The organism is Gilliamella sp. ESL0443 (assembly GCF_019469165.1).
GTDB lineage: Bacteria > Pseudomonadota > Gammaproteobacteria > Enterobacterales > Orbaceae > Gilliamella > Gilliamella apicola_E.
Genome location: NZ_CP048263.1, coordinates 693,369 through 718,477, shown reverse-complemented (window position 1 = coordinate 718,477; position 25,109 = coordinate 693,369). Strand labels below are relative to the sequence as shown.

Genomic DNA, 25,109 nt, shown 5'->3' with positions numbered 1-25,109 from the left:
AAAAACCCCGCTCCTCAATTTTTTATTGAAGTGCTAACATAAGTTGTATTGTTGTCATTACGGCACTTTCATTATTTGAACCAGTAATAAATTTAGCTACTGCTTTAGTTTCGTCGAAAGCATTACGCATTGCGAAGCTGTAATTGGCTTGTTCGAGTAGTTCTATGTCGTTGAGCCCATCACCAAATGCCATTGTTTCCTGGTAGGTGATATTTAAGATTTGTTGTAGTTTTTTGATGGTGTTGCCTTTGTGGACGTTGTGTTCAGTAATATCTATCCAAGCGGCTTCTGATACGACGATGTAAACGTCATTATCATACGGTGTTAAATGCTTGCGTGTTTGTGGGCATTGTTCTTTTTCGTCATACACGGTAATTTTGATAAAGTCGTCAGCGACAGTTTTAAAATCATCCACTTCGATGATTGTTGCATACGATCCTCGGACTTTTTGTTTTAGGTGTGCAGGCAAATTAGATTTGATTATTGCACCTTTTGCAGTGCATGCAATGATGACATGCTCTTGACTGGCTTGTTCAAGGGTTTTGATGATACGTTGACCAAGTTGATTTTCAATGAAAGAGCGATAGATAAATTCACCTTTATGTTTGATTGTGGTGGCACTATCGCCTACTATCCAAATTTTATCGAGATAATCGGCAAAGAGTTCTTCTACTCGTTCACACTGTTTTCCAGTACATGCAACAAATTGGACGTTTTGTTTTGCCATAAGGTCATAGACTTGGGTAAATAATGTACGGTCATAGTCGCCTTGGCTATTTAAGAATGTTCCATCTAAATCAGTGATGATTAACTTGATCATATTTGTGTCCTTTAGAATGAATTAACTGGCTTTTTATTCATTTTGCCAAATTCTCTATAGAGAAACAATATGATAAAGCCGAAATAGAGATGAACATTTAATTCCACCTTTTTTATTAATTGAAAGGATTAAACCCAAAATATTACCAATTTTTATAGTCAATAAGGCGGTTATTTAGGTTATAAATTTAAGACAAGCATTTTTTCTGATTAGTTGAACTGTCAATTTTAAGTTTTAAGATTTTCTACAAAAAAGTCTGATAAGAAGCTTTCAGGATTTTTATTTTCTAATTATTCCTGCAATTAACACCTCAAAAACCCCGCTCCTCAACTTTTTTTTATTTAATTGAGATGTGCATGGCGCAATTTTAGTGATAAAAAAGCCTGAAAATTTCTTTTCAGGCTTTTTGGCTTATTTATATTGTTGCCTATTCGACGCAATAAGTAAGTAACCTTATTGTTTTGCAACAATATTTCCATCATCTACGTCTAGATGAATCTTTTTACCAGGCACTAATTTACCCGATAAAATTTGTTGAGCTAGTGGGTTTTCAATCTCTTGCTGTATTGCACGTTTCAATGGTCTTGCACCATAAATTGGGTCGAAGCCAACTTTGGCAAGTTGTTCTAGTGCACTATCAGAGATATCCATTTCATATCCACGTTCTTCTAGGCGTTTTTCAACATGAGCGAGTTGTATTTTTGCAATTGCTTTGATGTTTTCTTGGCCTAGTGGGTGGAATACCACTGTTTCATCAATTCGGTTAATAAATTCCGGTCTGAAATGTTGGGTTACCACTGTCATAACTAAAGCTTTCATTTCGTCATAACTTAGTTCGACGTGACCTTGGATTAGGTCTGAACCTAAGTTAGATGTCATGATAATGACTGTGTTTCTAAAATCCACAGTTCTGCCTTGTCCATCAGTTAATCGGCCATCATCAAGCACCTGTAATAAAATATTAAATACATCTGGATGCGCTTTTTCAACTTCATCAAGTAGGATGACGGAGTATGGTCGACGTCTTACTGCTTCAGTTAAATAGCCACCTTCTTCATAACCAACATATCCAGGAGGCGCACCGATTAATCGAGCCACGGAATGTTTTTCCATGAATTCGGACATGTCAATTCGAACCATTGCATCTTCACTGTCAAACATGAAGTTAGCTAATGCTTTACAAAGTTCAGTTTTACCTACCCCTGTTGGTCCTAAAAATAGGAAGGATCCAATCGGTTTGTTAGGGTCAGATAGCCCTGCTCGACTGCGACGAATCGCATTAGCAACGGCAACAACCGCTTCGTCTTGACCGATTACACGTTTGTGTAAGGCTTCTTCCATGTGAAGTAGTTTATCTTTTTCGCTTTCAAGCATTCTTGATACAGGAATACCCGTTGCTTTAGATAGTACTTCGGCAATTTCGTTATCGGTGACTTTGTTACGCAATAACTTCATGGTTTTGCCTTCTAATTGCGTTGCAGAAGCCAGTTTCTTTTCTAACTCTGGAATTTTGCCATATTGTAATTCGGACATTTTGTTCAAGTCACCCATTCGGCGAGCTTGTTCTATCTCGGTACGCGCTTTTTCCAGCTCCGCCTTGATATTTTGAGTGCCCGAAAGTGCAGCCTTCTCTGACTTCCACTCTTCTTCAAGTGATGCATAATCCTTTTCTTTTTCAGCAAGTTCATCGTTTAACATCTCTAGTCGTTTTTTACTTGCATCATCAGACTCTTTCTTGAGCGCTTGTTGTTCAAGTTTGAGTTGGATAATACGTCTTTCAAGTCGATCCAATGATTCTGGTTTTGAATCCATTTGCATACGGATGCTTGATGCTGCTTCGTCGATTAAGTCGATCGCTTTATCGGGTAACATTCGATCAGAGATGTAACGATGCGATAACGTTGCAGCAGCAACAATGGCTGGATCAGTAATTTGTACGTGGTGATGCAGTTCATAGCGCTCTTTTAAGCCACGTAAGATTGCGATCGTGTCTTCAACTGTTGGTTCTGCTACATAGACTTTTTGGAATCGACGTTCTAATGCTGGATCTTTTTCTATGTATTGACGATATTCATCAAGTGTAGTTGCTCCTACGCAGTGTAGTTCACCTCGAGCTAATGCTGGTTTTAACATGTTTCCAGCGTCCATCGCCCCGTCACTTTTACCTGCACCAACCATGGTGTGAATTTCATCAATAAATAAAATTATGCTGCCTTCCGCTTTGGCAATATCTTTTAATACCGCTTTTAAGCGTTCTTCAAATTCACCACGATATTTAGCACCCGCAATTAATGCGCCCATATCTAATGATAATACGCGTTTGTTGCGTAATCCTTCTGGAACTTCTCGGTTAACAATTCGTTGTGCAAGTCCTTCAACAATAGCGGTTTTACCAACACCTGGTTCACCAATGAGCACAGGGTTATTTTTAGTTCTACGTTGTAATACTTGTATTGTGCGACGAATTTCTTCATCACGACCGATTACTGGGTCAAGTTTTCCTTGTTCTGCACGTTCAGTTAGGTCAATGGTGTATTTTTTTAATGCACCACGTTGATCTTCAGCATTAGGATCGTTCACGTTATCACTTCCTCTCACTTGGTTAACAGCTTGGCTAAATTTTTCTTTAGTAACGCCTGCTTTTTTTAAGATATCTGCTAGGCTTCCTTTTTCATCTAATGCCGCTAATATAAATAGTTCAGACGAGATGTAGCTATCGCCATTTTTTTGGGATAATTTATCGCATAAATTTAAGATTTTAATAAATTCTTGTGATGGTATAACTTCACCACCGATACCTTGAACTTGTGGTAAGCGTTCGATTGCTTGATTTAGTTCTTGTTGTAATGTCGCAACATTCGCGCCTGAAGCAGCGAGTAATGGATTTATACTGCTTCCTTCTTGGTTTAACATGGCTGATAGCACATGTATAGGCTCTATGTATTGATTGTCTTTACCTAATGCTATTGATTGAGCATCAGCTAAAGCTTGTTGAAACTTGTTTGTGAGTTTATCTAACCTCATATTATTTATCTCCTAAGCAATAGATTTGGTTTAAATGTTTAAAACATTCAATCCATTTGCATATTCACTAAATAAGTGTGGAAGAATAAATTTCAAGAGCTGATTAACAATATTTTTGACGATTTTTTGAAACAAAGCTGTATATATATTACTCGTTTCTTTGCGAAAGATAAAGTAGCTTGAAAAATCATCGATTAATCAATAAGGTTGAGAAAATTTGGGTGACACATGGGTTTTTATCCTTTATATTAGCCTCGCTTTTAAGTTAGCCCACCGTGGTTCGTGATCCATCCCACGTAAAAAAACTAGGAAATTATATGTTTAAAATTGCTAAAGAGTTTCAATTCGATGCTTGTCATATGCTTGATGGGCATAATGGAAAATGTCATAACCTTCATGGTCATACCTACCGTTTGTTAGTCGAGATCAGCGATGATCTTCTTTCCAGTGGATCCAGCGCTGATATGGTAATGGATTATGCTGATCTTAAGTTGATTGTAAAACAGCAGATTGTTGATCAATTGGATCATGCTTATCTTTATCATCAAGATAATGCTAATGAACGCCAAATAGCTATGCTTTTAGAACAAATGGAGCGTAAAGTTTTTGCTTTTCCTTGCCGTACTACGGCGGAAGGAATGAGCCAATTTATTTTCGAACGTTTGTCTCAGTTTTTGCCGGTGTCGATGATTAAGCTTTGGGAAACCCCCTCTTCTTATTGTGAGTATCATCGGAGCGAAAAATGATTGAGTATCGCATTGTTGAAATCTTCGAATCTTTACAGGGCGAAGGTTATAATACGGGTATGCCTACTATTTTTATTCGTTTTGCTGGTTGTAATTTGAATTGTAGTTGGTGCGATACTAATTTTCGTCATTTTAAGCGCTTTTCGTTAGAGCAATTACTGGCGATGGTCGGGCAATATAAGAGTTCTAATATTATTATCACTGGCGGTGAGCCTACTATGGTTAGAGATTTACCTATATTGTTGTCCCATTTGAAGCAGGCTGGTTATTATATTGCTATTGAGAGTAATGGACTGGGTAAGGTTGATCCATTAATTGATTATGTTGCACTGAGTCCTAAATTTTGTTATCAAAGTCGTTACCAAAACATTCTGCAATCAACTGCCAATGAAGTTCGAATCGTCGCTGAAAAACAAGCTGGCTTTATCGATTTTTGTCACTTCATTGAACAGCATATTGAAGCTAAGCGTTATTATTTGTCTCCTTGCGAGATAAATGGTGAGATGAATATGTTTGATACCATTGAGTTGTTAGGTCAGATTAACCATAATCGTATCGATAATAAATGGCTGTTAAGTTTACAGACTCATAAGTTTGCTAATATTGAGTAGTTTTTTATTAACTGCCATTAAACTAGTGGTTTATCACTTTTCTTCAAACCATATCATTGTCGCCATTCTTCCCGTTTTGTTTTCTCTTCGATAGGAGTAAAACAGATCACGCTCGGTATACGTGCAATAATTACCACCATAAATTTGAGTAATTCCGATCGCGTTTAATCGCTGTTTAGCTATCATGTAAAGGTCGGCCAGATATTTTTTGCCTTCGATAAATTTGAATGCATGGTGAGCATTTTTGTCATACTCTTCAAATTGTTCTTTAACTTCAATACCTACTTCAAATTTTTGTGCACTGATTGCTGGTCCTAGCCAGACGAGAATTTCATTGGTGTTGCATTGAAATTTTTTTGCGGTTTCTTCTAATATACCATGGCATAGTCCTCGCCAACCCGCATGAGCAGCAGCTACTTGATCGCCTTTAACTGAGCAAAATAGTACCGGCATACAATCAGCAGTTAAGACTACACTGACCTGATTAGCTTGCTTAGTGTAGGAGCCATCAGCTTCAAATCGTGCCGTATTGATTGCTGGTTTTACTTTTGTGATATCCAGGACAGTTGTACTATGCGTTTGATTTAACCAGTAAGGTTCACTTGGCACTTTTTCTGCTTGTATTAAGCGATTTCTATTTTCTACGATATTATTTAAGTCATCCCCTGTTCGACTGCCTAAATTTAAGCTGTCAAAAGGGGCAAGGCTTACCCCTCCAATGCGAGTGGAGGTGAAAGCGCGAACATTACTCGGTGCAGGCCAATAAGGATATATTGATTTAATCATTTTTATTTACCAATCAAGTTCATCTTTATGAAGTTCTGTATCTTCTTGTAACGCATGAATTAATGTTAACATATCATCCGGTATTGGCGCATGCCATTCCATAAGTTCACCTGTAATTGGATGATATAAACGTAGCATTGTTGCATGTAAAGCTTGACGATCAAAATCGCGTAGCGTTTGGATAAAGGATTCACTCGCGCCTTTTGGTGGTCTTGGTCGTCCGCCATAAAGTGGATCACCAACGAGTGGGTGCGCGATATGAGCCATATGTACACGAATTTGGTGAGTTCGGCCAGTTTCTAGCCTTAGCCGTAGTCGAGTATGAAGTCGATATTTTTCCATGACTCGATAATGGGTTACCGCTGGCTTTCCTGTAGGAAATACGGCCATATGCGTTCGTTTAGTAGGATGGCGAGTGATTGGCTGGTCGATTGTGCCACCTGCTGTAATTATTCCCATCGCTACTGCTTCATATTCACGAGTAATTTCACGACGTTGTAGGGATTCAACTAGGTGGGTTTGTGCTTCAATGGTTTTAGCAACGACCATTAGCCCAGTTGTGTCTTTATCTAAGCGATGAACAATACCCGCTCTTGGTACTCTTGAAATATCTGGGTAGTGATAAAGCAATGCGTTTAGCACTGTACCATTTGGATTACCTGCGCCGGGGTGAACAACAAGATCTCGAGGTTTGTTGATAACCAAAATATCATCATCTTCATAAACAATATTGAGTTCGATATTTTCAGGTTGGTGATATGTTTCTTCTTCGATTTCAACGTCTATAGTAATTTTTTCTCCACCGAGAACTTTTTCTTTGGGTTTATTTACAATATTATTATTAACTAACACGTGATTATTGACGATCCATTCTTTAATTCTAGATCTTGAGTAATCAGGGAAAAGCTCCGATAAAGCTTGATCCAGACGCATTCCAAGTTGTGTTGGCTCTATTTCTGATGAAAGTTTTAACTTGTGCATGTGTAATTTATCTATTTTAAGCTGTTATGATTTAGAGTATTATATACTAATCATTGCCTTTAATGTTTAATTATATTTTGGATTAAAACTGAATGAAACTTCGTTTAAATACTTTGTTAGCCATCGCTTTAAGTAGCGCGCTAATTGGTTGTACGAGTACAAAGCCTGATGTTGAAAATGTATCAGAAATTGAGTTACACAATAAAGCCAAAACTGAGCTTGAAGGTGGGAATTTAAAATCGAGTATTACTGTTTTAGAAACGATTGATAAAAATTATCCTTTTGGACCTTATTCACAACAAGTCCAACTCGATTTGATTTACGCTTATTATAAAAATGCGGATTATCCTATGGCCATTGCGTCAATTGACCGCTTTTTAAAATTAAATCCAACCCATCCGAATATCGATTGGGTGATTTATATGCGCGGTATTAACAATATGGCGCAAAATGATAATACTATTCAGGGTTGGTTTAATGTTGATCGTTCAGATCGTGATCCTGAATTTGCGATGGCAGCATTTAAAGATTTTACTTATTTGGTTTCTAGTTTTCCAACTAGTAGTTATGCCGCTGATGCAAAAAAACGTTTAGTATATTTAAAGAACCGTATCGCTCGCTATGAGTTAAAAGTGGCTCAATATTATACTAACCGTGGCGCTTATGTTGCCGTGGTAAATCGAGTCATTCAAATGTTAGCGTTATTTCCTGATACTGATTCAACAAAAACAGCATTATCGTTATTGAGTAATGCTTATAATGAATTAGGTTTGACTGACGAAAGCCAAAAAGTCGATAAACTGATACAAGCTAATCTTGAAAATATGCCTGTTGAAGAGAAGAAATCTTACTTTTCTCGCTTCTTAAGTGTATTTAATGGTGGTTAATTTAGTTCAGATCTAAAAAATAATGGCTATTTAAATATTTAAATAGCCATTTTTTTATCAGTAATTTATAAACAATATATGCCCATGAGTTACTTTCTAACATATAAATAACGGTATTCTCCATGATCATAATTTGTATTTGTTAATGCTTTTGTTAGTTCTTGGGTAAGTTTAGTTGATAACGTTGTATCCGATGAGGATAATGTAAAATCTGGTTTTATAATTTGTTCATCGACATATTGTATAAATTGAAGAAATTGATCAATATCTTTTTTGGATAAATATATACTTTTTGCCACCATCATATTAATAAGCTTATTATCAAACTCCAAAATAATCGTGTGATATAGCACTACGGTACTTTTAAGCATTATTACTGTTTGTAATGCTGACCATTGAAACGTTTGATTCAATTTTTTATGGTCATCAATACTAATCGAATATGAATTGACATTGATCGTCATTTTTTTACGGAACAAGCGAGCAATACATATAGCAAATAGAAAGACAGAAAATAATTCCGGAACAAGGAGTCCAACAATAAAAATAACCTCAAAGTATTGGTTGGGAATCATCGGCATGATCGCATCAGAGAAAAATAAATACATGAGACAACCAAGGACTAAAACACCAAAGCAACAAATGAGTATCATTAAACTTATAAATGAGCGCCGAGTGAAACAGCGAAATTCAAATGTACGATTTTCCATAAACTATTCCTGATATTTTTTAGAAATATATCTTAAGTTTTTTTAATATATACTGGGAAGCAAAGATTTATTTCTTTTTTTATTTTTATTGTTAACTTTATTGATTTTAATTCATATCAATATTGGTATCAAATCATCCTCCTTGTTTCATATATCGTTTGTAAAACGTGCCAATAACCAATACAATTAGCAGATTATTTTTTATTAGCAATAATAGATAGGACATTAATTCGTCATGCAAGAACAATATCGCCCAGATGAAATTGAAGCCAAAGTACAAAAACATTGGCAAGAAGAGAAAACTTTCCACGTTACTGAAGATCCATCTAAAGAGAAGTATTACTGTTTGTCGATGCTTCCTTATCCTTCAGGTCGTTTGCATCTTGGTCATGTCCGTAATTATACAATCGGTGATACGATCTCACGTTATCAACGCTTAAACGGCAAGAATGTTTTACAGCCAATCGGTTGGGATGCATTTGGATTGCCAGCAGAAGGCGCAGCCGTTAAAAATAATACAGCACCAGCTAAATGGACTTATGAAAATATTGCTTATATGAAAAAGCAGTTGCAATTACTGGGTTTTGGTTATGATTGGGACCGCGAAGTTACGACTTGTCGTCCTGAGTATTACAAATGGGAGCAATGGTTTTTTACTAAATTATTTGAGAAAGGTTTAGTTTATAAAAAGACTTCAGCTGTTAACTGGTGCCCTAACGATCAAACTGTTCTAGCTAATGAGCAAGTAGTTGAAGGTTGTTGTTGGCGTTGTAATACTCCTGTTGAGCGTAAAGAGATTCCACAATGGTTTATTAAAATCACTGATTATGCTGATGAGTTATTGAATGATTTAGATACTCTTGAGAGTTGGCCAGAACAAGTTAAGACCATGCAACGTAACTGGATTGGTCGTTCTGAAGGGGTGGAATTTGACTTTGCTGTTGAAAATTATAGCGATAAGTTACGCGTTTATACTACTCGCCCTGATACGTTAATGGGTGTGAGTTTTGTATCTGTGGCGGCTGAGCATCCTCTTGCTCAATTAGCTGCGCAAAACAATCCTAAAATTGCTGAGTTTATTGCTGAATGTAAAACCACGAAAACCGCTGAAGCTGATATGGCTACAATGGAAAAGAAAGGTATGGCGACTGGATTTTTTGCCATCCATCCATTAACCGGTAATAAGGTTCCAGTTTGGATCGCTAATTTTGTATTAATTGAATATGGTACTGGTGCTGTGATGGCTGTACCGGGTCACGATGAACGCGATTATGAATTTGCATCAAAATATAATTTACCAATTAAACCCGTTATCTTAAATCAAGATGGCGAGGCTCCTGACCTTTCTGAGCAAGCTTATACTGAGCACGGTAAATTATTTAATTCAGGTGAGTTTGATGGTCTTGATTTTGATCAAGCTTTCAATGCTATCGCCGATAAACTTATTGCTTTAGGTATTGGTAACCGTAAAGTGAATTACCGTTTACGCGATTGGGGTGTTTCTCGCCAACGTTATTGGGGGGCGCCGATTCCAATGGTGACGCTCGAAGATGGTACAACGATCCCAACACCTGAAGATCAACTTCCCGTCATTTTACCTGAAAATGTTGAAATGAATGGGATAACCAGTCCTATTAAAGCCGATCCCGAGTGGGCAAAAACAACTGTTAATGGTCAACCAGCCCTTCGAGAAACAGATACTTTCGATACCTTTATGGAGTCATCTTGGTATTATGCTCGCTATACTTGCCCGCATTATGACAAAGGTATGTTAGATGAAAAAGCAGCTAATTATTGGTTACCTGTTGATCAGTATGTTGGTGGTATCGAACATGCGATTATGCATTTACTTTATTTCCGATTCTTCCATAAATTAATGCGTGATTTCGGTTTAGTTAAATCAGATGAGCCTGCTAAACGTTTACTTTGCCAAGGTATGGTTTTAGCTGATGCTTTTTATTATACCAGCCCAACTAACGAGCGTATTTGGGTTTCACCAACCGAGGTGACCATTGAACGTGATGATAAAGGCCGTATTGCTAAAGCAATAGATAGTAAAGGCAATGAACTTGTTCATGCTGGTATGACTAAGATGTCAAAATCGAAAAACAACGGTATCGATCCGCAAGAGATGGTAGAAAAATACGGTGCTGATACTGTCCGTTTATTTATGATGTTTGCATCCCCAGCTGATATGACGCTTGAATGGCAAGAATCCGGTGTTGAGGGGGCTAATCGATTTATTAAACGTGTTTGGCGTTTAGTTTTTGAGCATTCTCAACTTGGTAAAACTGCTGCGCTCGATATCGCTAAATTGAATGCTGATCAGAAAGCTTTACGTCGTGAATTACATAAAACAATTGCTAAAGTGAGTGATGATATTGGTCGTCGTCAAACTTTCAATACAGCTATTGCTGCGGTGATGGAGTTTATGAATCGCTTACAAAAAGCACCACAAGACACTGATCAAGATCGCGCATTGATGGATGAGTCTTTAAATGCAGTTGTTCGATTACTTTATCCTATGATGCCACATGCTTGTTTTGTTATGTGGCAAGCATTAGGTCATAGTGAAACAATTGATAATGCTTCATGGCCAGTTGCTGATGAGTCAGCTATGGTTGAAGACGAAAAATTAATTGTTGTGCAAATCAATGGTAAAGTGCGTGGTAAATTTACTGTACCTGCTGATGCTCAGCAAGATTATGTTGTAGAGCAAGCTAAACAAGAGCCAAATATTGAAAAATACTTAGCTGATGCCACAATTCGCAAAGTGATTTATGTACCAGGTAAATTATTGAATCTGGTTGTAAGTTAATATTGTTGGATAACTTGGATATAGGTGGTAATACCAATGAAAAAATATTTAGCTTTACTGATGTTATTGGCGATATCGCTAACGGGATGTGGATTTCATTTGCAGTATGAAACTGAAGTCCCTGCTCGATTTAAAACGCTTTCATATGTTAGTGGTGATCCTTATGGTCGTTTATCGAGAAATATTAAAGAGTTGCTACGCGATAATAAAGTAACTTTGGCTAATATTAATGATCCGGCCAATTACCCATCACTCAGAATAGTGGGTGATTCATTGAGTAAAAGCACCATATCCATTTATCAAGATGGTAAAGCAGCAGAATATCAATTAGTACTAACGATTCAAGCTCAAGTAGTAATTGCGGGTGAACAAATTCATCCAATTAATATTCGTGTTTTCCGTACGTTCTTTGATAATCCAGCCGCAGCTCTTGCGAAAACAGTCGAGCAAAATCTAATTGAAGACGAAATGTATAAGCAGGCTGCAAAACAGATCATCCGTAAATTAAAATCGGTTGATACACCTAATTAACGATGAAAAAAATTAGTGCAGAAAAAATCATCCATCAGTTAGGATCACCCTATTATTTAATTTTAGGTAGTGATCCTTACTTGCAACATTATGCGCAAACTGAGTTACGTAAAGCTTTTAAACAAGCTGGATATGACGAGCAACTTTCTTTCACGATAAACGCTCAAACTGATTGGCCGGCAATGTATGATAGTTGTCAGGCAATGAATTTGTTTTCTAATAAAACCTTGCTCTGTTTAGAAATTGGTGAAGGTGTGCTTAATGTTTCAGTTGCTACAAAATTAAATACGTTATGTGAAATGTTAACCCCTGATATCGGGTTGATAATCAGCTTAGTTAAGATTACCAAGACTCAAGAAAATTCAGCATGGTATAAGGCCTTGTCTGATAATTTAGTAGTTGTGAATTGTTCAACGCCAGAAGTAGCACAATTACCATCATGGATAAAAACCTATTTGCAACAAATGCAAATGACAATTGAGCAACCTGGAATTGAATTGCTTAGTTATTATTATGAAGGTAATTTGTTGGCTTTAACGCAAATTATTGAGCAATTAAAGTTACTTTACCCTAATCAGACTATTAATTATGAGCAAGTAGAATCAAATATTAATGATTCAGCAATATTCTCGCCTTATCATTGGGTTGATGCAATGGTTTACAATAAATCTAAGCGGGCAATGCATGTGTTACACCAGCTTAAAATGAATGATTTCGAGCCATTGATATTATTGCGTATTATTCAACGTGAGTTGATTTTGTTGATCAATTTAAAATTGGCTTTAGCAGAAAAATCCCCGCGCCAAGTTTTTGACGAATATCGAATTTGGCAAAATAAAAGAAAGATGTATAGTGATTATTTAAGTCGATTCGATATCAGGCATCTATTTGCTCTATTGGCCACTTTAACTGAAATCGAGATTAGCTTAAAACATAATAATGATTTACCTATTTGGGATGCTCTGTTGAATTTAACTATGCAGTTTATGGGATTAGATAATTGTTAACAGCACTCTTTGGTGGCACCTTTGATCCAATCCATTATGGGCATTTGCGCCCTGCTCTAGCCTTAGCCAAAGAGGTTGGATTGAATAATATTAATTTATTGCCAAATCGAATCCCTGCTCATAAACCACAGCCAGAAGCCACAACAGAACAACGTTTAGCTATGTTAAAATTAGCTATATCTGATTATTCGCTTTTTTCCATCGATACACGAGAATTAGAACCACAGCTAATCAATCAACCCTCTTTTACTGTTGATACGCTTAGGGCATGGCGTGAACAAAATGGTACCCTATCAAGCTTGGCTTTTATTATAGGGCAAGACTCTTTGCTTAATTTACCCACTTGGAAAGAGTGGCAAAAGTTGCTCGATTATTGTCATTTGCTTATTTGTAAAAGGCCAGGTTATCCCCAAACTACCGATGATTTGCAAGCATGGATTAATCAACATCAAACAAAAGATAGCCAAGCGTTACATCATTATCCAAATGGTTATATCTATTTTGCTAATACACCACTTGAATCGATTTCAGCGACAGAAATAAGGCTAAATATCGATAATCAACAATGCTGTGAAAAGTTGTTACCGAGCAAAGTTTGGCACTACATACATGAACATGGAATTTATAATTCAAAGAAATGTTAGAAATGACTTTACATCTGTGAGTTTTTTCGGCATTATTTTGCCGCTATATTTAGATAATCTGATTATAGCTGTTCTGTGTCTATACTCATATTCAATGAATTTGCACACACCAAAAATTGGTGATTCAGTTGATAAATTCGCTTTTCTAATTAAACATAAAGAAAATCGGAATATTGATTTGAGTATATTTAATTTGTATTTAATTTTAAGAGGCCCCAATGGCAAAAGAAGATAACATTGAAATGCAAGGTACTATTCTTGATACTCTTCCGAATACGATGTTCCGAGTTGAACTTGAAAACGGTCATGTTGTTACTGCACATATTTCTGGAAAGATGAGAAAGAACTATATTCGTATTCTTACTGGCGATAAAGTAACTGTTGAAATGACACCTTACGATCTTTCAAAAGCACGTATCATATTCCGTAGTCGCTAATATCGTTATCGCACTTGTTGTTTTTGTATTATTAACCAGTTTATTGGTTATTTTCTCTTTCTTAATACAATTCCGTCGACAGATGTCGACGGAAGTGCAATCTAATCTAGATGTGACTTGTTTAGTCCATTTGAGAAAAATCCATCTGATCGTATTTTATCCATTTTGTCTTTTTAACAATCTTATAACCAAAATAAATTGAAAGAAATAATGGGATACCTATATAAGTTGCAATAACGCCATTCCAATCAATGGTATCTTGTAAAAATGCTTCATAATTTTGACCGAGTGTAATAATCAAACAAAGCACAAAAGCAAAAATAGGACCAAATGGGAAACAACTTGATCGGTAAGGTAATTTATTGAGATCTCGTCCTTGTGAGACGTAGCCTTTTCTAAAACGATAGTGGCTAATTGCAATACCAAGCCATGCAATAAATCCTGTCATACCTGACATATTTAGTAGCCATAAATAGACCACTTGATCTTTGTATAACGACGTTAAGAAACAGAGCATAGCCACTAATGTAGTTGCAAATAAAGCCATATCAGGCACGCCTGTTGAAGATAATCGACTGAAAATCTTAGGCGCTTTACCTTCTTTTGCTAATGCATATAACATACGTGTTGAAGCATATAAGCCAGAGTTACCTGCAGAAAGAACCGATGTTAAAATTACCGCATTCATGATAGCCGCTGCGGATAAAAGTCCTGCATGTTGGAAAACTAAGGTAAATGGACTAACGCTGATATCTGTTTCATCATTACGAAGTAAGTTAGGATCAGTGTATGGAATAATTAAACTAATTACTAAGATGGCAAAGATATAAAATAGCAGTATTCGCCAAAAAACTTGTTTCATTGCTTTTGGTATATTTTTTTCTGGATCTTTAGATTCTCCCGCCGCAATACCAATTAGCTCAGTACCTTGGAATGAGAATCCAACAACCATTGCCACACCGATCATTGATGAGAATCCACCGACAAATGGAGCCCCCTCTATTTCCCAATTTTGCCAACCAGCATTTTCAGCACCTTTTAAAATGCCAATTATCATTAATAAGCCAACAACAATAAATAAAATAACGGTGACCACTTTGATTAATGAAAACCAAAATTCTGCTTCACCAAATCCTTTTACAGAAATATAGTTTAAGCAAAAAATAATGCTTAGGAACAATAAGCTCCATAACCAACTATAGGCACCAGCATCGAACCAATAGGAAATAACTAATTGTGCTGCAACTAAGTCAACAGCAACAGTAATTGCCCAGTTATACCAATAGTTCCAACCAATGGCAAAACCAAATGCTTCATCTACATAACGTGCTCCATAAGTTGCAAAGGTTCCCGAAACGGGAAGATAAGCAGCTAGCTCTCCAAGACTAGTCATTAAAAAATAAACCATTATGCCGATAATAGCATAAGATAGTAATGCGCCTCCTGGACCTGCTTGTGCAACTGTTGCACCAGAAGCGACAAATAGCCCTGTACCAATTGAGCCACCAATAGCAATCATTGCTAAATGGCGAGCTTTCAAATCACGCTTTAATTTTTTCGTCATATCAATTTTCTTCTTGTTAATTAAATTTACTAATTATTTTAACTACACCTAATATGATGTAGCTTAGTAACTGATTTAAGCTAATTTATTTAAATATTTATCATTAGCTAATTAAAGTGCGTGAAGTGTATCAAAAAAATTTATGTGCGAGATAAATAATTCTAATAATACAGCCGATATGTTAAATATTAGCAATACTTAGTTGCTTGTAAGCTGTTCTAATTGCGTTAAATAATCTAATGCCTGGCTACGATTTATTCCACACATTTCATAACATGGCCTTAGGTGACTACAAACTTTTGGTCTAGTCGATTTGCCAAATAATTTGCATAATAAATTTTCATCCAAATGGATACATGCAACACCTGCTGGTTTTCCCTTAGGCATACCAGGCATAGCAGATGAGATCGACGGTGCAATACAACATGCCCCACAGTTTCTTCGACATTGGAATGATTCAGTCATGAGATTAGATGAGATTGTTTTATAAATTTTATTGGTGACAATAGCAAGTTAAGGGTAAAATAGCGAGCTAATTTTTAACTCTATTTAATATGAAGAATCTATTATGGCTAAAGCTAATGAAATTAAACGTGGTGATGCTGTCACCTATAACGGAAAGTTGTTACTTGTAAAAGAAATTGATGTACAAAGCCCTAGTGCTCGTGGCGCAAGTACACTTTATAAAATGCGTTTTACCGATGTTAAATCTGGAGGTAAAGTTGAAGAACGTTTTAAGGGTGATGATGTTTTAGACACTATCGAACTATTTCGACGTCCTGTAAGCTTTTCTTATATTGATGGGGATGAATATGTATTCATGGATAATGAAGACTATACTCCGTTTATTTTTAAGAAAGATCAAATTGAAGAAGAACTTCTTTTCATCCCAGAAGGCGGTATGGATGGAATTCAAGTTTTGATGGCTGAAAATGAAGTTGTCGCTCTAGAATTACCACAAACAGTTGAACTTGAAATTATTGAAACCTCGCCAAGTATAAAAGGTGCTTCGGCAAGCGCACGTACTAAACCTGCAACATTGTCTACTGGCCTTGTTATTCAAGTACCTGAATATATTGATAACCACGAAAAAGTTAAAATTCATATTGCTGAACGCCGATATATGAGCCGAGCGGAATAATCTATTAAATCGTGATGAATACATACAATCAAAATAAATTACATAAACGATTGCGTCGCCTAACAGGCGAAGCAATCGCTGATTTCAATATGATTGAAGAAGGCGATCGTATAATGGTCTGTCTATCTGGCGGTAAAGATAGTTATACATTGCTAGACATTTTAATTAATTTAAAAATCAGTGCACCAGTGCAATTTGAATTAGTTGCAGTCAATTTAGATCAAAAGCAGCCAGGATTTCCTAAACATGTTTTACCTGAGTACCTCGAATCTTTAGGTATTGAGTATAAAATTGTTCAAGAAAATACTTATGGTATTGTTAAAGAAAAGATCCCTGAAGGCAAGACCACGTGTTCACTCTGTTCTAGGCTTCGACGAGGTATTTTATATCGCACAGCAACTGAGCTCGGTGCGACAAAAATTGCGCTTGGCCATCATCGTGATGATATTTTAGAAACATTATTTTTAAATATGTTTTATGGCGGAAAACTTAAAGCGATGCCTCCAAAATTAATGAATGATTCAGGTGAACATATTATTATTCGACCACTTGCGTACTGCAAAGAAAAGGATATTGCAAAATATGCTGAAATTAAGCAATTCCCTATCATTCCATGTAATCTTTGTGGTTCACAACCTAATTTACAACGTCAAGTGATCAAAGAGATGTTAAATGATTGGGATAAGAAATTTCCTGGCCGTATAGAAACCATGTTCAGAGCCACGCAGAATATTACCCTTTCTCATTTATGTGATACCAATTTATATGATTTCAAAGGTATTAAGAAAGGTGATATTGATGTTAATGGTGGTGATTTGGCATTTGATCATGAAGAGTTACCAGCTATGGTCGGATTTGATACATCGGAACTAGATGATAAAAATCTGATTCTTTGGAAAGAAGCCAACTAAAAAAACCTTCAATTTAATTTCTTTTTTTTATCGGCGATAATCTATATCGTCGGTAATCCTTTCTGATATTAAAACAATAATCGATTGTATATAAACTTTGATCTAGCTCACGAATTAACAAAAAAAATTCCATTTTTATTGTGGTTACGATGACATTAAAATAAAATTGAAACGTTCCAATTTTCATAAAATAATGATGTATGAAAAATAAATAAACACAGGAGAACAATGTGAAAATACATTTTTTGGGTACTGCTGCATCAGAAGGTATCCCAAATCCTTTTTGTAAATGTCAGATTTGTGAAAAATCTCGTATTCAAAAAGGTAAAAATATAAGAACTCGAAGTTCGATTCTTATTGATGATATTGTGCAAATCGATTTTGCTCCAGAATTTAGCTATCAAGCAATGAGAGAAAACATTGATGTTACTAAAATAAAGGACTTATTATTTACTCATACTCATCCTGACCATTTCAATGTGGGCGATCTATTTAGTCGTATGGTGGATTATTGTTTTAATATTGACCACCCTCTTTACGTTTATGGAAACGATATTGCCATAAATGGCTGTTTGAATGTGGTACCTGGCTATAGTCCTGAACGTTTTGTATTTAATTTATTAATTCCATTTCAAACTGTTGTAACCTCAGCTGGTTATACCGTTACGGCTTTGTTAGCTAATCATGCTAAATGGGAATTTTGCTTTATTTACTTGATTGAGAAAGATGGAAAAACGTTTCTACACGGACATGACTCTGGCTATTTTCCTGAACTCACTTGGCAATGGTTAAAAGATAGTGGCAAAAAAATTGATATGGCTATTTTTGAGTGTACTTACGGATATAAACAAAATGATAAGACCAATAATCATATGAGTATTGAAACTGTTATCGCTACTCAAAAACGCATGTTGGATGATGGTATTTTTAGTTCAAACACTCAACTTATCACGTCTCACCACTCTCATAGCAGTGGTTTTATGCATAATGAGTTAGTTGAAATATTTAAACCTTACAATATTGAAGTAGCCTATGATGGCTTGACGAAGACGATTTAATACGGAGTTTTATATGTTTAAAATACCACGTTTATTGGTAATGATGTTTTTACAATATTTTGTGCAAGGTGCATGGAATATGGTTATTGGGGCAGTACTTGCTGCTTATGGATTGAAAGAAATTGTTGGTTCGACTTATTCAGTTTTAGGAATCGCAACTATTATCTCTCCACTTTTCATTGGAATGATCGCTGATAGGTTCATTGCATCACAAAAAGTGATGGGCATATTACATATTCTCAATGCAGTTGTTTTATTTATCATTCCTAATTATGTTGAAAGTGGCAATATTGCTGGCTTTTTAATCATGATTTTTATCGTTGGTTTATTATTTTATCCAACAACAGCATTAGCTAATAGCGTTAGTTTTAGGCATATAGATGGTGTGCGCTGGTTCCCAATTATTCGTGTATTTGGCACCATTGGTTTTATGATTGTAGGATTAATTCTTGGTTATACTGGTTTTTCAAGCTCCATTAACTCATTTTTACTTGCTTCTGGTGCATCTGTGGTTTATGGGATTTATTGTTTTACTTTACCTAACACACCACCTACAAGTCGAAATAAGAAATTCTCAATCCGTGATGCAATGTGTTTAGATGCATTATCACTTTTCAAAGATAAGTATTTCACTATTTTTATGCTGTCTACTTTTGTACTAATGATAACTAAAACTGCATATAGTGCTTATTTACCAGTATATTTACCTGTATTAGGTTTAGAGCCTGCTTCAATGATGCAAATTGCTATCGCTACAGAAGTGTTATTTATGTTCCTTCTATCTTTCTTATTAGGTCGTTTTGGTTTCAAAAAAATCATTTTATTCGGCGCAATTTGTTGGGTAATTCGTAGCATGATGTTATCACTGGCCGCAACATCAGAAGGTAATATGTTCTTCTATATTATTGGTACGCTATTGTTACAAGGTATTTGTTGGGACTTCTTCTTTACTGCTGGTGATATCTATGTTGATAAGAAAGCAGGTCCAGAAATTAAAGCGCAAGCTCAAGGGTTACGTTTTATTGTTTCTAATGGTTTTGGTGTATTTATGGCTGCATCAGTATGTGGCTTTATCAATAACCGCGTTGTTACAGAGAAGACATTACCTAATGCTGGTCCACAATGGCAAGAGTTCTGGATCTATCCTGCGGTAGTTGCTGCAATTGTTGCTGTAGGTTTCTGGTATTTCTTTAAAGATAAAGATGTCATCATGACACCTAAAAAAGTAGAATCAGATTAATTTCTTCCTCTTACTTTAGTATGGCTAATAATTATTTATTAGCCATACTTTTTTCTATCTCACTATTAATCATCTCTATGACTTGTTTTGAACTATATTGGTTAGTTATCCACTGTGTTAAATACTTTCCAATAATATTTTCAATCAGTCTTAAATTAATAGCACTACCTGTCATGCTATTTTCTCGAATGCCATTGGCATATTGTTGTTGCGCCACTGGTAACCATGGATAACTATTTATAATTCGATGATTTTGGAAAATAGTGTTTTGTGCGGTTGCTCCACCAAGTAATGCTATTTGTTCGCTGATTTCGTTGGAGTAAAGCCAATTAAAAAAGGTTTTTACTTGTTCATTTTTTTGACTATATTTTGACATACCAAGGGAACCTCCACCAAATAGTGATTTTTTTCCCGGTACTTTAGCGTATCCAACCAAAGGCAATATATTACGATGATTAATATAGCCAAATAAATTCATATAAACAATTAACATAGCTAGCTTGCCTTGTTCAAATAAATTTACTGATTCTTGCCACCAAGCTGATTGTATATTTTTGGCAACGCTAATGTATGATTGCAAATGATTTAAAGTAGTTATAGCAATTGTGGTATTTAAACCAAATTTATTGCCATTAATTAGTTTTCCTCCTTGAGAATAATAGCGAACTAAAAATTCAGATGCGATAAGTTCATAATTACCGAGCGTAATACAACTACCGAACTCTACTGGGGATTCCGTATTTTGCTGTTGATTAAAAAAGGTCGCAATTTGATCGAACTCTTTGAAGTTTTTAGGAACATTAAGATGTTGTCGATATGCTTCAAAATAAGCACGCTTAATTAATGGATCATTAAATAAGTCTTTGCGATAAAAAAGCATTTGAACACTAGGATCAAAAGGAATAGCATAAGCAGAATTATCTACATAGCTAAAGCGTTCTACAATTTCTTGTGGATATTTCGCAAACAGTTGATTCAAGTTAATATCTAATTCTGATAAAGGTTTGAATATCGATGGTGCAAACCAAGGTAATCCAGCCATATCAATTCGTATAATATCAATTTGCTGATGTTGTTCAAATTGATTAAGAATATAATATATTTCGTCGAAAGGTTTTATAATTAAATTTACATCAATGCCGCTCGTCTTTTTGAAATGTGGTAATAGTTTTTTTACCGCCTGCGTTGATGGGCTGGGTAAGATTAAAAAGTTAATAGTTTTTGAAGATTTAGTTATATTTTCTGAATTCAAATCAGGCAATAATGAAAAACCTTTATTATCAAGATTGGTTGTGTTTTTGCCTTCTACAAGTTTGATAATTTGTTCACTTAATATGCCATAGTTCATATGGTATTGATAAATGTTATCTTCATAAAAAAAACTGTTATTGGTTAATGTATAAATGGGTGGGCAAGATTTTAAACTTCCAAAATAATTAGCATTACGAATAAAATGTGCTCGCTCCATATCCATGGTAATTAGCGCATCATAATTAACCTGTTCATCTTCAAAAAAACTAAAAGCTAAATTGTAGGTACCATTAGAAGGTTTAGACGCAATACTATTCAATGTCACATCATAATGATGCTTTTTGAACGTGTTTAGTAAACCTTTTTTGAAGTTTTTAGTATGAGTGTGATGATCTGAATTACAAAATAAGCCAATCCTTCGATACGTTTTTTTGATTAATTCATTAGCAATATCCCGTCCAGCTTTCTCATAATCAAGAGATATGAATTGCAATGCTGAGATAGGCTTTCGATAGACAAAGATAATTTTTTCTTTTGGTAATTTAATTTTTTGATAATAGGAGTTAGCATCTGATAATGAACTAACAACGATAACTGCATGATCCCGTTTTACAGCTACCTTTTGGATTAATTGTAATTCCAGTTCTTTAGAGTCATAAGTTAAATAAAGCGAAAGCTCATAACCAAGTCGGTTGGCTTGACTAAACAGGCCATCATATAAATTAGTATATTGTTCGGAAGTGATATTTGGTAGTATAACCGAAATAGACTTATTTGAACCTTCTTTTAAAATTTTGGCAGATAAATTGATTTGATAACCTAATTGTTGAATCGCTTGTTCAACTAATTTGATTTTTTTTAAACTGACATTACCACGATCATTGAGTACATTTGAGACAGTACCATGAGATACACCAGCAAGTTTTGCTATGTCTTTGATCGTCGCCATTAGGTATTACACTCCATAAATTTTTACTTCAATCAAATCAACTTTATTAAACAATCACAAGTATATTTGAACTAATTAGTCTTTAAGCCATTTTAGCCAGCTTTGATTCACGATCTCTTTTTCTGATTTGAAACATGAGTCATCAACAATGCTCGGTAAGAGTTGCAAGGATAATTGATGGATTTCATTTCGCATATCAATATAAGCTTTAGTGAGTTGCTGGGCTTCCAGGTTGTCCATAATTTGATAGTTAGCTGCAAGCTCTAAGATCCGTACGTTGTCACTCCATGTGGTCATTTTAGGATATTGATGTGCATAGTTTAGCACTAGATATTGAGATAAGAATTCAATGTCACCAATACCACCTGCATCTATTTTTAAATTAAATTGATGTGGCGCTGTTGTACCTAAATGTGCCCGCATCTTTTCACGCATCTCTCGAACTTCGGTTTTTAATTCTCTTTCTTCACGGTTTTTACATAAAACAGTATGCCTAATTTCGTTAAAGCGTTTAATAAGTTCAATCTCACCATAAACGGCTCTTGCTCTAACTAATGCTTGATGTTCCCAAGTCCATGCCTCATTCATTTGGTAGTCATAAAATGCACTTAAACTACAAGCTAATAGTCCTGCATCCCCTTGCGGACGTAAGCGAACATCAACTTCATAAAGAATACCAAAGCTAGTACGTACATTGAATAAATGAATTATTCGTTGTACCAGTCGTAAATAAAACTGGCGGCTATCAATTTGTTTATCACCATCCGTTATACTATCAACAGGGCAGTCATGAAGAAATACGAGATCTAAATCTGAACCATATCCTAATTCCCAACCACCTAATTTTCCATAAGCAATAATAACTAACCCTTTTTGATTATCAGTTAAATGTGCTGGCTTTCCATAACGAGCAATCATCTGATTCCACGCCATTTGAACAACAAAATCGAGAAGGGATTCTGCAACATATGTTAAATGATCACTTACTTTCATAGTATTTAATACATGTTCAACATCAGCAGCGGCTATATGTAGGAGTTGCATTTGTTTAAATTGTCTTAATGCCTCAAGTTGTTGTTCTTCATCATCAACCTGAATTCGAAGTAAGTATTGATAAAGTTCACTTTTATATTCATTAGGGGCAACAGTTTGATAAAGTGAGTGAATATCAATAAGCTCATCTAATAAGATTGGATAATGTGCAAGTTGCTCACTAATCATTGGTGAAGCACTACATAATCGAATTAGTTGTTTTAATGCCGTTGGGTATTCAAGCAGTAACTCTAAATAAGTTGTTCGGCTAACAATATTGACTAGTAACGGTAAAATTCGTGATAGTATTATTAATGCATGCTTATCATTACAAATTAATTCTAATAATTTTGGCATTAGCTGATCAAGTATTTCACGCCCTCTAACACCAATGGTCCGTTTACTGATATCATCACGAAATTGACAAAGCATTTGATAAAGCTGTTTGGCATCATCAGGTGAATAGTTCAATAGTACTGAAGTAACATCATTTAATTGTAAATCAGGCACCCAAAGGTCATTATAGTGATCGTTGTTCGTATTTTGTGTTGATTCAGTTGATTCATCACCAATAAGTTGATTAAATATTTGCCGAGTAAATTGCATTCTTTTAGTAAGTTCAGATACAAATTCATTCCAGCTTCTAAAATTCATGCCTATTGCTATACGTATTTGGTCTAATTCATCTTCTGGTAGTGTTTGTGTTTGTTCATCATGTATAGCCTGTAATAAGTTCTCACAACGACGTAGGAAGAAGTAATTTTCACGTAGAGCATCTACTTCATTAGCATTAAGTAGGGATTCTTGTTCTATCACTTGTAAAGCAGTCAATAAGGAACGTGTTTGTAGGCCAATCACACGTCCACCACGTATAAGTTGAAATACTTGTACGATGAATTCTATTTCTCGAATACCACCTGCACCAAGTTTAATATTGTTGGTTAGACCTCGACGACGAACTTCACGTTCAATCATGCCTTTCATGTTTCGCAAAGATTGTAAGACACTAAAATCAATATAACGGCGGTATACAAATGGTTTTAACATTTGGTAAAGCTCTTTAGTGTATGGATCTTGTTGATCACCGAGTATTTTCGCTTTTACCATGGCGTAACGTTCCCAGTCTCTTCCTTGCTCTTGGTAGTAGTCTTCCATCGCTGAAAAACTTAAAACAAGTGGACCGCCATCACCTAGAGGACGTAAACGCATGTCAACTCGGTAGACAAAACCATCTTCAGTAATTTGATCTAAAGCTTTTATTAAACGCTGCCCTAAACGTGTGAAAAAGACCGCGTTATCTAATTCGCGACGACCACCTTGTGTTTGCCCATGTTCAGGATAAGTAAAAATAAGGTCAATATCAGATGAAAAGTTAAGTTCTCCTCCACCTAGTTTCCCCATGCCTAGGATAAGTAAAGGTTGCGCCTCTCCTTGCATATTAAAAGGGGTTCCCCACTCTTTACAACTAAGATCATAAAGCCAATCTCGTGCAGTGACAATAATCACCTCAGCTAGCTCAGTAAGTTGTAATAAAATTTGTTCATCGCTACTTGTTTGCGTTAATTGTGACCATTCAAGCCTTACTAAAATGTAGCGCCTAAATAATCTCAAAACTTTCATTAATGCCAATTCATCAAATGTCGATGCTAACTTTTCATTTAACCATTGTTGATAGTAACTTCTTTCATCAGCTTGAGGAGGATTATTAATAATGTCTGTCAACCAATCTGGAAACCGATAAAAAGCATCAACAATAAAATCACTTTGTACCAAAATATCAAGATTATTTTGTACCGCAATTGAATCACATTGTGATAATTGCGATGTAATTTTCTGTTTTTGCTCTGCAATTAATGGTGAAACTAGCGATATAGGCTGAGACATAATAAGCACTCACTTAAACTTGTTGATAAAATCACCTAATTAACTATTATAAATGACTTTTTAACTTCACATATCTT

20 protein-coding genes, 1 pseudogene and 1 riboswitch are annotated in these 25,109 nt (G+C 35.5%); of the genes and pseudogenes, 12 read left to right on the top strand and 9 right to left on the bottom strand.

Annotated elements, in window-relative coordinates; genetic code table 11:
• Positions 1-22: 22 nt before the first annotated feature.
• Complete coding sequence (locus GYM76_RS03255; RefSeq protein ID WP_220225876.1) at positions 23-820, bottom strand: Cof-type HAD-IIB family hydrolase; 798 nt, start codon at positions 818-820, stop codon at positions 23-25.
• Positions 821-1,273: 453 nt separating this feature from the next.
• The gene (clpB, locus tag GYM76_RS03250; protein ID WP_065733886.1) at positions 1,274-3,844 is read right to left on the bottom strand and encodes an ATP-dependent chaperone ClpB; all 2,571 of its coding nucleotides are present in this window, start codon (positions 3,842-3,844) and stop codon (positions 1,274-1,276) included.
• Between the two features lie 269 nt (positions 3,845-4,113).
• Positions 4,114-4,159, top strand: a riboswitch (PreQ1 riboswitch).
• Between the two features lie 2 nt (positions 4,160-4,161).
• Between clpB and queD the strand changes: the two genes are divergently transcribed.
• The gene (gene queD / locus GYM76_RS03245) at positions 4,162-4,590 is read left to right on the top strand and encodes a 6-carboxytetrahydropterin synthase QueD (protein WP_220225875.1); all 429 of its coding nucleotides are present in this window, start codon (positions 4,162-4,164) and stop codon (positions 4,588-4,590) included.
• On the top strand, positions 4,587-5,201 hold the full coding sequence (locus GYM76_RS03240; protein ID WP_220225874.1) for a 7-carboxy-7-deazaguanine synthase QueE: 615 nt from the start codon (positions 4,587-4,589) through the stop codon (positions 5,199-5,201). The genes queD and GYM76_RS03240 overlap by 4 nt, the downstream gene beginning before the upstream one ends.
• 33 nt (positions 5,202-5,234) lie before the next feature.
• Here GYM76_RS03240 and pgeF read toward each other — a convergent pair whose 3' ends face one another.
• Positions 5,235-5,984, bottom strand: a complete 750-nt coding sequence (gene pgeF, locus GYM76_RS03235) for a peptidoglycan editing factor PgeF (RefSeq protein WP_370632606.1) — start codon at positions 5,982-5,984, stop codon at positions 5,235-5,237.
• Positions 5,985-5,993: 9 nt separating this feature from the next.
• The gene (rluD, locus tag GYM76_RS03230; protein WP_220225872.1) at positions 5,994-6,968 is read right to left on the bottom strand and encodes a 23S rRNA pseudouridine(1911/1915/1917) synthase RluD; all 975 of its coding nucleotides are present in this window, start codon (positions 6,966-6,968) and stop codon (positions 5,994-5,996) included.
• Positions 6,969-7,060: 92 nt separating this feature from the next.
• Between rluD and bamD the strand changes: the two are divergent.
• Positions 7,061-7,783 (top strand): annotated as a pseudogene (bamD, locus tag GYM76_RS03225) (outer membrane protein assembly factor BamD); the annotation flags it as partial.
• A 161-nt stretch (positions 7,784-7,944) separates the two neighbouring features.
• On the opposite strand, the gene GYM76_RS03220 reads toward bamD, so the two are convergent.
• Positions 7,945-8,565, bottom strand: coding sequence for a hypothetical protein (locus tag GYM76_RS03220; protein ID WP_220225870.1), 621 nt, complete (start codon positions 8,563-8,565; stop codon positions 7,945-7,947).
• Between the two features lie 235 nt (positions 8,566-8,800).
• Here GYM76_RS03220 and leuS point away from each other — a divergent pair, with 235 nt between their 5' ends.
• The 5 genes from leuS to infA all read left to right on the top strand — a co-directional run bounded on the left by leuS (position 8,801) and on the right by infA (position 14,002).
• Positions 8,801-11,383: a leucine--tRNA ligase gene (gene leuS, locus GYM76_RS03215; RefSeq protein WP_220225869.1), complete on the top strand. Its 2,583-nt coding sequence runs from the start codon at positions 8,801-8,803 to the stop codon at positions 11,381-11,383.
• Positions 11,384-11,419: 36 nt separating this feature from the next.
• On the top strand, positions 11,420-11,914 hold the full coding sequence (gene lptE, locus GYM76_RS03210; protein WP_220225868.1) for an LPS assembly lipoprotein LptE: 495 nt from the start codon (positions 11,420-11,422) through the stop codon (positions 11,912-11,914).
• Positions 11,915-11,916: 2 nt separating this feature from the next.
• Positions 11,917-12,921 carry a DNA polymerase III subunit delta gene (gene holA / locus GYM76_RS03205; protein ID WP_220225867.1) on the top strand — a complete coding sequence of 335 codons (1,005 nt, stop codon included), beginning with the start codon at positions 11,917-11,919 and terminating at the stop codon, positions 12,919-12,921.
• Complete coding sequence (gene nadD, locus GYM76_RS03200; RefSeq protein ID WP_220225866.1) at positions 12,915-13,565, top strand: nicotinate-nucleotide adenylyltransferase; 651 nt, start codon at positions 12,915-12,917, stop codon at positions 13,563-13,565. The genes holA and nadD overlap by 7 nt, the downstream gene beginning before the upstream one ends.
• 218 nt (positions 13,566-13,783) lie before the next feature.
• Entirely contained in the window at positions 13,784-14,002 is a 219-nt protein-coding gene (gene infA, locus GYM76_RS03195) for a translation initiation factor IF-1 (protein WP_025315083.1), read from the top strand.
• Positions 14,003-14,123: 121 nt separating this feature from the next.
• On the opposite strand, the gene GYM76_RS03190 is transcribed toward infA, so the two are convergent.
• Complete coding sequence (locus tag GYM76_RS03190; RefSeq protein ID WP_255561404.1) at positions 14,124-15,587, bottom strand: amino acid permease; 1,464 nt, start codon at positions 15,585-15,587, stop codon at positions 14,124-14,126.
• Between the two features lie 177 nt (positions 15,588-15,764).
• Positions 15,765-16,031 carry a YkgJ family cysteine cluster protein gene (locus GYM76_RS03185; protein ID WP_220225864.1) on the bottom strand — a complete coding sequence of 89 codons (267 nt, stop codon included), beginning with the start codon at positions 16,029-16,031 and terminating at the stop codon, positions 15,765-15,767.
• Between the two features lie 103 nt (positions 16,032-16,134).
• On the opposite strand from GYM76_RS03185, the gene yeiP reads away from it, so the two are divergent.
• The 4 genes from yeiP to GYM76_RS03165 all read left to right on the top strand — a co-directional run bounded on the left by yeiP (position 16,135) and on the right by GYM76_RS03165 (position 19,916).
• On the top strand, positions 16,135-16,707 hold the full coding sequence (yeiP, locus tag GYM76_RS03180) for an elongation factor P-like protein YeiP (RefSeq protein WP_065562605.1): 573 nt from the start codon (positions 16,135-16,137) through the stop codon (positions 16,705-16,707).
• 14 nt (positions 16,708-16,721) lie between these two features.
• Positions 16,722-17,618: a tRNA 2-thiocytidine(32) synthetase TtcA gene (gene ttcA / locus GYM76_RS03175; RefSeq protein ID WP_220225863.1), complete on the top strand. Its 897-nt coding sequence runs from the start codon at positions 16,722-16,724 to the stop codon at positions 17,616-17,618.
• A gap of 230 nt (positions 17,619-17,848) precedes the next feature.
• Entirely contained in the window at positions 17,849-18,676 is an 828-nt protein-coding gene (locus GYM76_RS03170) for an MBL fold metallo-hydrolase (protein ID WP_220225862.1), read from the top strand.
• Positions 18,677-18,689: 13 nt separating this feature from the next.
• Positions 18,690-19,916 (top strand): MFS transporter, encoded by a 1,227-nt coding sequence (locus GYM76_RS03165; RefSeq protein ID WP_220225861.1) that lies wholly within the window; start codon positions 18,690-18,692, stop codon positions 19,914-19,916.
• Positions 19,917-19,947: 31 nt separating this feature from the next.
• Here GYM76_RS03165 and GYM76_RS03160 read toward each other — a convergent pair whose 3' ends face one another.
• Both GYM76_RS03160 and glnE read right to left on the bottom strand, forming a co-directional pair.
• A complete protein-coding gene (locus GYM76_RS03160) occupies positions 19,948-22,116 on the bottom strand; it encodes an extracellular solute-binding protein (protein WP_220225860.1) in 2,169 nt (722 codons plus the stop codon).
• Between the two features lie 75 nt (positions 22,117-22,191).
• Positions 22,192-25,032 carry a bifunctional [glutamate--ammonia ligase]-adenylyl-L-tyrosine phosphorylase/[glutamate--ammonia-ligase] adenylyltransferase gene (gene glnE, locus GYM76_RS03155; RefSeq protein WP_220225859.1) on the bottom strand — a complete coding sequence of 947 codons (2,841 nt, stop codon included), beginning with the start codon at positions 25,030-25,032 and terminating at the stop codon, positions 22,192-22,194.
• Positions 25,033-25,109: the final 77 nt, after the last annotated feature.